8 protein-coding genes are annotated in these 11,515 nt (G+C 52.7%); 5 read left to right on the top strand and 3 right to left on the bottom strand.

The features are described 5' to 3' along the window. Positions 1 to 10: 10 nt before the first annotated feature. The 3 genes from cusB to cusC are packed head-to-tail and all read right to left on the bottom strand — an operon-like array spanning position 11 to position 2,988. A complete protein-coding gene (cusB, locus tag HEM79_RS05715) occupies positions 11 to 1,234 on the bottom strand; it encodes a Cu(+)/Ag(+) efflux RND transporter periplasmic adaptor subunit CusB (protein WP_176242999.1) in 1,224 nt (407 codons plus the stop codon). A 15-nt stretch (positions 1,235 to 1,249) separates the two neighbouring features. Beyond that, a complete protein-coding gene (gene cusF / locus HEM79_RS05710; protein WP_000709873.1) occupies positions 1,250 to 1,582 on the bottom strand; it encodes a Cu(+)/Ag(+) efflux RND transporter periplasmic metallochaperone CusF in 333 nt (110 codons plus the stop codon). Between the two features lie 23 nt (positions 1,583 to 1,605). Next, positions 1,606 to 2,988, bottom strand: coding sequence for a Cu(+)/Ag(+) efflux RND transporter outer membrane channel CusC (cusC, locus tag HEM79_RS05705; RefSeq protein WP_176243000.1), 1,383 nt, complete (start codon positions 2,986 to 2,988; stop codon positions 1,606 to 1,608). A gap of 156 nt (positions 2,989 to 3,144) precedes the next feature. On the opposite strand from cusC, the gene cusR reads away from it, so the two are divergent. From cusR to HEM79_RS05680, 5 genes are all read left to right on the top strand, one after another. Continuing rightward, positions 3,145 to 3,828: a copper response regulator transcription factor CusR gene (gene cusR / locus HEM79_RS05700; protein WP_000770938.1), complete on the top strand. Its 684-nt coding sequence runs from the start codon at positions 3,145 to 3,147 to the stop codon at positions 3,826 to 3,828. After that, a complete protein-coding gene (gene cusS, locus HEM79_RS05695; RefSeq protein WP_176243001.1) occupies positions 3,818 to 5,260 on the top strand; it encodes a Cu(+)/Ag(+) sensor histidine kinase CusS in 1,443 nt (480 codons plus the stop codon). The genes cusR and cusS overlap by 11 nt, the downstream gene beginning before the upstream one ends. Before the next feature lie 149 nt (positions 5,261 to 5,409). Continuing rightward, positions 5,410 to 7,647, top strand: a complete 2,238-nt coding sequence (gene nfrB / locus HEM79_RS05690) for a cyclic di-3',5'-guanylate-activated glycosyltransferase NfrB (RefSeq protein WP_021550390.1) — start codon at positions 5,410 to 5,412, stop codon at positions 7,645 to 7,647. Continuing rightward, positions 7,634 to 10,606, top strand: coding sequence for a bacteriophage adsorption protein NfrA (gene nfrA, locus HEM79_RS05685; RefSeq protein WP_176243002.1), 2,973 nt, complete (start codon positions 7,634 to 7,636; stop codon positions 10,604 to 10,606). The genes nfrB and nfrA overlap by 14 nt, the downstream gene beginning before the upstream one ends. Further along, positions 10,607 to 11,497, top strand: coding sequence for a DUF4434 family protein (locus HEM79_RS05680; protein ID WP_176243003.1), 891 nt, complete (start codon positions 10,607 to 10,609; stop codon positions 11,495 to 11,497). Positions 11,498 to 11,515: the final 18 nt, after the last annotated feature.

Genomic DNA, 11,515 nt, shown 5'->3' with positions numbered 1-11,515 from the left:
GGTTATTCCCTCAATGCGCGTGGGTAGCACTTTCAGAGCGCATCCGCTCCAGCGCACCAGAAATATTGGCTTCAGAATCAATCAGGAACAGGCCGCTTGAAACCACCTTTTCCCCTTCCGCCAGACCAGAGCGTAACGCGGTGACGCCTTGCGATGCCTGGAAAACGGCAACGCGTTTCGGTACAAAGCGCCCGTCGGCATCAACGGTAATCACCCGCTGTTCGCTGCCGGTATCAATCAGCGCCTGTGACGGAATGAGCAGCATCGGTTCGCTGGCGGTGTTGAGTTGCAACCAGGCGTTCATTCCCGGCTTTAGCGCCTCGTCGGCGTTGTCGACTTCCAGACGCAGTTGCAAAGTGCGGGTCGCGGCATCTACGCCGGGTAGCAGCGTCCATTTGCGGATGGTGAGCGTTTTATCGGGTCGCGCCGGAACGGTGAGCGTAAACTGCGAGGCATCTTTCACCAGCCAGGCGATGGACTCCGGGATCGCGGCAGTGACCCACACCGGATCCATACCCTGAATTTTCGCGACCACGTTATCTTTGGCAATATTCATTCCCGCGCGCAGATCAAACGCGGTGATCACGCCATCAATGGGCGCTTTGAGCGTAAAGCGAGTCTGGATTTTTTGCGTGGCGATCAGGCGGCGAATATCGGCCTCCGGCATTCCCGCCAGTCGCAGGCGTTCAAGAATACCTTCGGTCTGGGTCGCCGTGCCGCCGGTTTCGCGCAGCAGTAAATACTCACTCTGCGCTTCCACCCAGTCGGGAATGGTCAGGTCGAGAAGCGGCGCGCCTTTTTTCACTTTATCACCCACGGTAAGCGGATACACCTTGTCGATAAACCCGGCGGCGCGAGCCTGCACAATGGCATACTGATACTCGTTGTAGCTGACATTCGCCGGGAAACTCTGGGCAAAAGTCAGCGGCCCGCGCGTGACGGTAGCCGTTTTCACCCCAAGGTTCTGCGTCTGGGTCGGGTCAATGCGCACACCAGACGCAGAACTCTCTTCATCGGCATATTTCGGCACCAGATCCATATCCATAAACGGCGATTTACCTGGTTTATCGAACCGCGTATTGGGATACATCGGGTCGTACCAGAATAAGATTTTACGTTCTGCGGTTGGCGTTTTTTCCACTGGCGGTTCCGCCTTTGCAAACCAGGTAAAACCTGCCGCAGAAATAATACCGCCCGCGATCATGCTGCCGATAATAAGCGCGATTTTTTTCATTGAATTAAACCTGGGTTACTGGCTGACTTTAATATCCTGTAATAAAGAAAGGTTGCCCTGCTGGACAAAATTAAACGCCACTTTGTCGCCGGTTTTTATTTCGCTCATTTTCGTCTGCGGGGTGATGGTAAAACGCATTGTCATCTCCGGCCAGTTGACTGCGGCAATCGGATCGTGATGGATGGTGATTTTTTTGCTTTCCAGATCAACGCCTTTTACCACACCGGTGGCGCTAATCACCTGCGGTTGTGCTTCACTCATAGTTTCATGATGATGTTCGTTAGCCTGGGCATTAAAACCAATAACAGTAAACAGACTGAACATTGCGACTTGCAGTGCTTTTTTCATTTATTCTCTCCTGGAGTTAAAAATTATTGCTGCCAACCGCCGCCTAAGGCGGTATATAAGGAAACCTCGTTAACCTGGCGGGCATAATTCAGGTCAAGTAAAGTTTGTCGGGTTGCAAATAAAGAACGTTCGGCATCCAGCACTTCCAGATAACTAACCGCGCCGTGCTGATATAATGCCCGCGCCCGTTGCAGGGTAATTTGTAGCGACGCCAGATAACGCTGCTGGGCGCTGATTTGATCGTTCAGACTTTGGCGTAATGCCAGCGCATCTGCCACTTCTTTAAAGGCGTTCTGGATTTTCTGTTCATAATTCACCACCGACTGCTGCTGGCGAATTTCAGCGATATCCAGATTGGCCTGGTTACGCCCGGCATTAAAAATGGGGATCTCAATTTTGGGAATAAAATTCCACATTCCGCTGCTGGCGTTAAATAATGATGAGAGATCGCTGCTGGCGGTCGATATTGCGCTGGTAAGACTTATAGACGGAAAAAATGCCGCGCGTGCGGCGCCAATATTGGCATTAGCCGCCATTAACGCATGTTCAGCTTCCATAATATCCGGGCGCTGCAATAAGATTTGCGACGACAAGCCCACCGGTAATTTAACGCTTTGCAGGCTGTCGCTACCCGCTGTCTGCGCTTGCGGCAACTTGCCGTAGCTTCCCAGTAACAGTTGCAATGCATTATTCGCCTGCGCCAGTTCCCCCTGACGTTTAGCGATATCGCTGCGGGTACTTTCAATCACCCCGCGAGCCTGTTCCAGCGCCAGAACATTGCTGCTGCCGGTTAACAGTTGTTTTTCGACAAACGCATATGACTGCTGATAATTACGCAGCGTTTCTTCGGCTATTTGTAATTGCGCATAAGCCAGTTGCTGATTGAAATAGCTTTGCGCGACATTAGAAACCAGCAGAATATGCACCGCGCGCTGAGCTTCCTCAGTGGCTAAATAATTTTGTCGCTCGGCTTCGCTCATATTCTTTAAGCGACCGAAAAAATCGAGGTCAAAGCTGGCGTTAAGGCCAGTCGAAAACTCCCGCGTCGTGGCTGAATCGCCTTTAAGATTGCCGCTCCAGCTGCCGCTGCCATCGCCATTGAGTTGCGGGTAACGGTCGGCATCGGTCAGACGATATTGCGCCCGCGCCTCCTGCACTTTCAGGGTCGCCATTCGCAAATCCCGGTTATTCACCAGCGCCTCGCTAATCAACGTCTTCAGTTGATTATCAACAAAAAAGGTGCGCCAGCCCGCGTTCTGGTAGCTATCCGCCGCGTTAACCAGTTCGTTCTGGCTGAGCGAGAACTGCTGCGGCACGGGCATTGCCGGACGCTGATAATCCGGCGCCAGTGAACAACCGGTTAGCGCAAGGGCTACACAAAGTGTCAGAAGTTTACAAGGAGACATAGGCGCATAATTTCTGGTGATTTTATGCCGCCAACTTTACCCTCCAGGCTCTGATTTTCCGGTGACAGGAAAATGACAAAATTGTCATTTTGCCAATAAGCGATTGCCATCTGATCCCGCTCCTCTAGAATTGCCCGGGCAACATGCGGAGGAAATATGAAACTGTTGATTGTCGAAGATGAAAAGAAAACTGGCGAATACTTAACCAAAGGGTTAACCGAAGCCGGTTTTGTGGTCGATTTAGCCGACAACGGGCTGAATGGCTACCATCTGGCGATGACCGGTGATTACGACCTGATAATCCTCGATATTATGCTGCCGGACGTGAATGGCTGGGATATCGTGCGCATGTTGCGTTCCGCCAATAAAGGGATGCCGATTCTGCTGCTCAGCGCGCTGGGTACGATTGAACATCGTGTCAAGGGGCTGGAGCTGGGAGCGGATGACTACCTGGTGAAGCCGTTCGCTTTTGCTGAACTGCTGGCGCGGGTGCGCACCTTACTGCGGCGCGGAGCGGCGGTGATTATCGAAAGTCAGTTTCAGGTTGCCGATTTGATGGTCGATCTCGTCAGCCGCAAAGTCACCCGCAGCGGTACGCGTATCACTCTGACCAGTAAAGAGTTTACTCTGCTGGAATTTTTTCTCCGCCATCAGGGCGAAGTGCTGCCCCGCTCGCTTATTGCCTCACAGGTGTGGGACATGAATTTTGACAGCGACACCAACGCTATTGATGTGGCGGTGAAGCGACTACGCGGCAAAATCGACAACGACTTTGAGCCGAAGCTGATTCAGACCGTGCGTGGCGTGGGCTATATGCTTGAGGTGCCGGATGGCCAGTAAGCCGTTTCAGCGCCCGTTTTCGCTGGCAACCCGCCTGACCTTTTTTATCAGCCTTGCTACTATCGCGGCGTTTTTCGCCTTCGCATGGATCATGATCCACTCGGTAAAGGTGCATTTTGCCGAGCAGGATATTAATGATTTAAAACAGATTAGCACCACGCTCAAGCGCGTTCTTAATCATCCTGAAGAGACGCAAGCCCGACGCTTAATGACGCTGGAAGACATTGTCAGTGGTTATTCCAACGTATTGATTTCTCTGGCAGATAGCCACGGTAAAACGGTGTATCACTCCCCCGGCGCGCCCGATATCCGCGAGTTTGCGCGTGACGCCATACCCGATAAAGACGCCCGGAATGGCGAAGTGTATCTCCTTTCCGGCCCGACGATTATGATGCCAGGCCACGGTCACGGGCATATGGAACACAGCAACTGGCGGATGATTAGCTTGCCGGTTGGTCCACTGGTGGACGGCAAACCGAGTTATACGCTCTATATCGCGCTATCGATCGATTTTCATCTTCATTACATTAATGACTTGATGAATAAACTTATTATGACCGCATCGATCATCAGCATCCTGATCGTCTTTATCGTGCTGTTGGCGGTGCATAAAGGTCACGCGCCGATCCGCAGCGTCAGCCGTCAAATCCAGAACATTACCTCGAAAGATCTCGACGTTCGCCTCGATCCGCAGACCGTGCCCATTGAGCTGGAGCAGCTGGTATTGTCGTTCAACCATATGATCGAGCGTATTGAGGATGTCTTTACCCGCCAGTCCAATTTCTCAGCGGATATCGCCCATGAAATTCGCACACCCATTACGAATCTGGTAACGCAAACGGAAATCGCCCTCAGCCAGTCGCGCAGCCAGAAGGAGCTGGAAGATGTGCTCTACTCTAATCTCGAAGAGCTGACGCGAATGGCGAAAATGGTCAGCGATATGCTGTTTCTCGCCCAGGCCGATAACAACCAGTTAATTCCCGAAAAGAAAATGCTCAACCTGGCGGATGAAGTCAGTAAGGTATTCGATTTTTTCGAGGCGTTAGCGGAAGATCGCGGCGTGGAGCTCCGGTTTGTTGGCGACGAGTGTCAGGTTGCGGGCGATCCGCTGATGCTGCGTCGGGCGTTAAGTAACCTGCTTTCTAACGCCCTGCGTTATACGCCGCCCGGAGAGACAATTGTAGTACGCTGCCAGAAGGTCGATAACCAGGTGCAAGTTTCCGTCGAAAACCCCGGTACGCCCATTGCGCCCGAACACTTACCGCGATTGTTTGACCGTTTCTACCGCGTTGACCCTTCCCGCCAGCGAAAAGGCGAAGGTAGCGGCATTGGTCTGGCGATAGTGAAATCAATTGTTGTCGCGCATAAAGGCACGGTTGCGGTAACGTCAGATGCGCGGGGGACAAGGTTTATTATCACATTACCCGCTTAATCATTCAGCAATCGGCAACTTTTATAACCAGTGTAAAAATAACGTGCCGCAATAATCCTACCTATTAATGGTAAAAAGCTGTCACAATCCATAAAAAACCTTAATATACGCCACCCTAAACATAACCAGAATTAATGTAAGGTTTTTGTGTGGACTGGCTTCTTGATGTTTTTGCTACCTGGCTCTACGGCTTAAAAGTAATCGCGATAACGTTAGCGGTCATAATGTTCATCAGCGGGCTGGACGATTTTTTTATTGATGTCGTCTACTGGGTACGCCGCATTAAGCGCAAGTTGAGTGTTTATCGCCGCTACCCGCGAATGAGTTACCGCGAACTGTATAAGCCGGATGAAAAACCCTTAGCGATTATGGTTCCGGCGTGGAATGAAACTGGCGTCATCGGCAATATGGCCGAGCTGGCGGCAACCACGCTCGACTACGAAAACTATCATATCTTTGTCGGCACTTACCCCAACGACCCCGATACTCAGCGTGATGTTGACGAAGTGTGCGCTCGCTTTCCGAATGTGCACAAGGTGGTCTGTGCGCGTCCTGGCCCCACCAGTAAAGCCGACTGTCTGAACAATGTGCTGGACGCCATCACCCAGTTTGAGCGTAGCGCCAATTTCGCTTTTGCTGGTTTTATTCTGCATGATGCCGAAGACGTGATTTCACCGATGGAATTGCGTCTGTTCAACTATCTGGTCGAGCGTAAAGACCTGATTCAGATCCCGGTGTATCCGTTCGAACGCGAATGGACGCACTTCACCAGCATGACCTATATTGATGAGTTTTCAGAACTGCATGGCAAAGATGTTCCGGTGCGTGAAGCCCTCGCCGGACAAGTGCCCAGCGCAGGCGTCGGCACCTGTTTCAGCCGCCGCGCCGTGACCGCACTGTTAGCTGACGGTGACGGCATTGCTTTCGACGTGCAGAGTCTTACTGAAGATTACGACATTGGTTTCCGCCTGAAAGAGAAAGGTATGACGGAAATTTTTGTCCGTTTTCCGGTGGTGGACGAAGCCAAAGAGCGCGAACAGCGTAAATTTTTACAGCACGCGCGGACGTCAAACATGATCTGCGTGCGCGAATATTTCCCCGACACATTTTCAACTGCGGTTCGACAAAAATCTCGCTGGATCATCGGCATTGTTTTCCAGGGCTTTAAAACCCACAAATGGACCTCCAGTCTGACGCTGAACTACTTTCTCTGGCGCGACCGCAAAGGGGCAATCAGTAACTTTGTCAGCTTCCTCGCGATGCTGGTGATGCTCCAGCTTCTGCTGTTGATGGCGTATGAAAGTTTGTGCTCCGACGCCTGGCATTTTCTTTCTATTTTCAGCGGCAGCGCATGGTTGATGACCCTGCTGTGGCTAAACTTTGGCTTGATGATCAACCGCATTGTGCAACGGGTGATTTTTGTCACCGGCTACTACGGCCTGACGCAGGGGCTACTATCTGTCCTGCGTCTTTTCTGGGGCAACCTGATTAACTTCATGGCCAACTGGCGCGCGTTAAAACAGGTACTTCAACACGGCGATCCACGTCGCGTCGCGTGGGATAAAACAACGCATGACTTCCCCAGCGTCACAGGCGATACCCGCTCGTTGCGCCCGTTAGGTCAAATTCTGCTGGAAAATCAGGTCATCACTGAAGAACAACTCGATACAGCACTGCGTAATCGTGTCGAAGGTCTACGCCTCGGCGGTTCGATGCTGATGCAGGGATTGATTAGCGCCGAGCAACTGGCGCAGGCACTGGCGGAGCAAAACGGTGTGGCGTGGGAATCGATCGATGCCTGGCAGATCCCTTCCTCGCTGATTGCCGAAATGCCTGCGTCCGTGGCGCTACATTATGCGGTGCTGCCGCTACGTCTGGAAAATGATGAGTTAATTGTCGGCAGCGAAGATGGTATCGATCCGGTTTCACTGGCGGCTCTGACACGTAAGGTCGGACGCAAGGTGCGTTACGTCATTGTTCTGCGCGGGCAAATCGTCACCGGTTTACGTCACTGGTATGCGCGTCGTCGCGGTTATGACCCACGAGCAATGTTGCACAATGCGGTTCAGCAGCAATGGCTCACTGAACAGCAGGCCAGCGACATCTGGCAGCAATATGTGCCGCATCAGTTCCTGTTCGCCGAAATACTGACCACGCTCGGCCATATTAATCGTTCTGCAATTAACGTGTTGTTATTGCGCCATGAACGCAGCTCACTGCCGCTCGGTAAATTTTTGGTCACCGAAGGCGTTATTAGCCAGGAAACGCTGGATCGCGTCCTGACAATTCAACGCGAATTACAAGTTTCGATGCAATCATTATTACTCAAAGCAGGTTTAACCACAGAACAGGTTGCGGAGCTGGAGTCCGAAAATGAAGGAAAATAACCTTAATCGCGTCATCGGATGGTCTGGTTTACTGCTGACGTCTTTATTGAGTACCAGCGCACTCGCAGACAATATCGGCACCAGCGCAGAAGAGCTGGGGCTGAGCGACTATCGCCATTTTGTTATTTATCCCCGTCTCGATAAGGCGCTGAAGGCACAGAAAAATAACGACGAAAAAACCGCCATCCGCGAATTTGAATATATTCATCAGCAGGTGCCGGATAATATTCCGTTGACGTTATATCTGGCAGAAGCCTATCGCCATTTTGGTCATGATGATCGCGCGCGGCTGTTGCTTGAGGATCAACTGAAACGTCATCCTGGCGATGCCCGCCTTGAACGCAATCTCGCGGCAATTCCAGTAGAAGTCAAAACCGTTAATACCGTTGAAGAACTGCTGGCTCAGCAAAAGGCGTGCGATGCTGTGCCGACCCTGCGTTGTCGCAGTGAAGTCGGGCAGAATGCCCTGCGACTGGCACAGTTACCTGTCGCCAGAGCGCAACTGAACGATGCAACGTTTGCCGCATCGCCGGAAGGAAAAACGTTGCGTACCGATCTGCTGCAACGGGCAATCTACCTGAAACAATGGTCCCAGGCAGATACGCTATACAATGAAGCACGCCAGCAGAATAGATTAAGCGCGGCAGAGCGCCGCCAGTGGTTTGATGTGCTTCTTGCCGGGCAGCTGGATGATCGGATCCTGGCGCTGCAATCAGTGGGGATCTTCACCGATCCACAGTCGTATATTACTTACGCGACCGCTCTGGCTTATCGTGGCGAAAAAGCACGTCTCCAGCGTTATCTCGCTGAAAATAAGCCGCTGTTTACAACCGACTTACAAGAGAAAAGCTGGCTCTATCTGTTATCAAAATACAGTGACAACCCGGTGCAAGCGTTGGCGAATTATACGGTACAGTTTGCCGATAACCGCCAGTATGTTGTTGGCGCGACGCTACCGGTGCTGTTAAAAGAAGGTCAGTACGACGCAGCGCAAAAACTGCTCGCCACCCTCCCCGCCAATGAAATGCTTGAGGAGCGTTATGCCGTCAGCGTTGCGACCCGTAACAAGGCTGAAGCTCTGCGTCTGGCGCGGTTGCTGTATCAGCAAGAACCGGCAAATCTTACCCGCCTGGATCAACTGACCTGGCAACTGATGCAGAACGAGCAGTCACGCGAAGCAGCCGATTTATTGCTGCAACGCTATCCTTTCCAGGGAGATACAACCGTCAGTCATACTTTAATGGCGCGACTGGCTTCGCTGTTGGAAAAGCATCCTTACCTGGCGACCCCGGCAAAAGTGGCGATTTTATCGAAACCCTTGCCGCTGGCGGAGCAGCGTCAGTGGCAAAGCCAGTTACCGGGGATTGCAGATAATTGCCCGGCGATAGTCCGCTTGCTGGGTGATATGTCGCCTTCCTACGATGCTGCGGCCTGGAACCGTCTGGCGAAGTGTTATCGGGACACACTACCCGGCGTGGCGTTGTATGCCTGGCTCCAGGCAGAACAACGGCAACCGAATGCCTGGCAACATCGCGCGGTGGCCTATCAGGCGTATCAGGTTGAGGACTACGCCACCGCACTGGCGGCCTGGCAGAAAATCAGCCTTCACGACATGAGCAATGAAGATCTACTTGCTGCCGCCAATACCGCTCAGGCGGCAGGAAATGGCGCGGCTCGCGATCGCTGGCTGCAACAAGCAGAACAACGCGGGCTGGGAAACAATGCGCTGTACTGGTGGCTACATGCGCAACGTTATATTCCCGGTCAACCGGAACTCGCACTGAACGATCTCACACGCTCAATTAACATTGCACCTTCTGTTAACGCTTACGTTGCGCGGGCGACGATTTATCGCCAACGTCATAATGTCTCAGCGGCGGTGAGCGATTTGCGCGCCGCTCTGGAACTGGAACCCAATAACAGCAACACCCAGGCGGCGCTCGGTTACGCCTTGTGGGATAGCGGTGATATCGCACAGTCGCGGGAAATGCTGGAACAGGCACATAAAGGATTGCCGGACGATCCGGCACTGATCCGACAACTGGCCTACGTGAACCAGCGTCTGGATGATATGCCCGCAACACAACAGTACGCCCGGCGAGTAATTGATGATATTGATAACCAGGCGCTGATAACCCCACTTACGCCAGAGCAAAATCAGCAACGCTTCAATTTCCGCCGTCTGCATGAAGACGTTGGTCGCCGCTGGACGTTCAGCTTCGATTCCTCCATCGGCTTGCGTTCCGGGGCGATGAGTACCGCTAACAACAATGTTGGCGGCGCTGCGCCAGGGAAAAGCTATCGTAGCTACGGGCAACTGGAAGCAGAATACCGCATCGGGCGCAATATGCTGCTGGAAGGCGACCTGCTTTCGGTTTACAGCCGTGTGTTTGCCGATACCGGAGAAAACGGTGTAGCAATGCCGGTGAAAAATCCGATGTCCGGCACCGGCCTGCGCTGGAAGCCCCTGCGCGACCAAATCTTTTTCCTCGCCGTTGAACAGCAGTTGCCGCTGAACGGGCAAAATGGCGCCTCCGATACCATGCTGCGCGCCAGTGCCTCGTTCTTTAACGGCGGCAAATACAGCGACGAGTGGCACCCGAACGGTTCAGGCTGGTTTGCCCAAAACCTGTATCTCGATGCGGCGCAATATGTCCGCCAGGATATTCAGGCGTGGACGGCAGATTATCGCGTGAGCTGGCATCAGAAGGTGGCGAACGGACAAACCATTGAGCCTTACGCTCACGTTCAGGACAACGGCTATCGTGATAAAGGCACTCAGGGCGCACAGCTTGGCGGTGTCGGCGTGCGCTGGAATATCTGGACCGGCGAGACGCACTATGATGCCTGGCCGCACAAAGTCAGTCTCGGAGTCGAATATCAGCATACCTTTAAGGCGATTAATCAACGTAGCGGGGAGCGCAACAACGCGTTTCTCACCATTGGAGTGCACTGGTAAATGCGTAAGTTAATTTTCGTAATGCTGACACTGCTGCTGGTCAGCCCTTTTTCCTTTGCGATGAAAGGTATCATCTGGCAACCGCAAAATCGTGACAGTCAGGTCACCGACGCCCAATGGCAGGGGCTGATGAGCCAGCTACGTTTGCAGGGCTTCGATACTCTGGTTTTGCAATGGACCCGTTACGGCGATGCATTCACCCAGCCAGAAGAGCGTGCATTATTGTTCAGACGAGCAGCGGCAGCGCAGCACGCTGGCCTGAAGCTGATTGTTGGCCTGAATGCCGATCCGGAATTTTTTATGCATCAGAAGCAGTCATCTGCGGCGCTGGAAAGCTATCTTAATCGCCTGCTGGCGGCCGATCTCCAGCAAGCCAGATTATGGAGCGCCGCACCGGGCGTAACGCCGGATGGCTGGTACATCAGTGCGGAAATTGACGATCTGAACTGGCGCAGCGAAGCCGCCCGTCAGCCATTGCTGAAATGGTTAAATAATACTCAGCGACTGCTTAGTGATGTTTCGGCAAAACCGGTTTATATCAGTAGTTTCTTCGCCGGAAATATGTCGCCCGATGGCTATCGGCAACTGCTGGAACAAGTTAAAGCAACCGGCGTTAATGTCTGGGTACAGGATGGCAGCGGCGTGGATAAACTCACCGCCGGGCAGCGCGAACGTTATCTGCAAGCCAGTGCAGATTGCCAGATTGCCTCACCCGCCAGCGGCATTGTTTATGAATTGTTTGTCGCGGGCAAAGGTAAAACGTTTGAAGCTAAACCAAAACCGGATGCGGAGATCGCCTCGCTATTAGCAAAACGCTCCGCCTGCGGCAAAGACATGCTCTATTTCTCCCTGCGCTATTTGCCCGTCGCGCGTGGCATCCTCGAGTATTAATTGTTTAAGGGAGCAAGT

This window comes from Escherichia sp. 93.0816 (assembly GCF_013368855.2).
GTDB lineage: Bacteria > Pseudomonadota > Gammaproteobacteria > Enterobacterales > Enterobacteriaceae > Escherichia > Escherichia ruysiae.
Note: the sequence above shows the minus strand (reverse complement) of the source record. Positions and strands in the feature narration are given on the sequence as shown.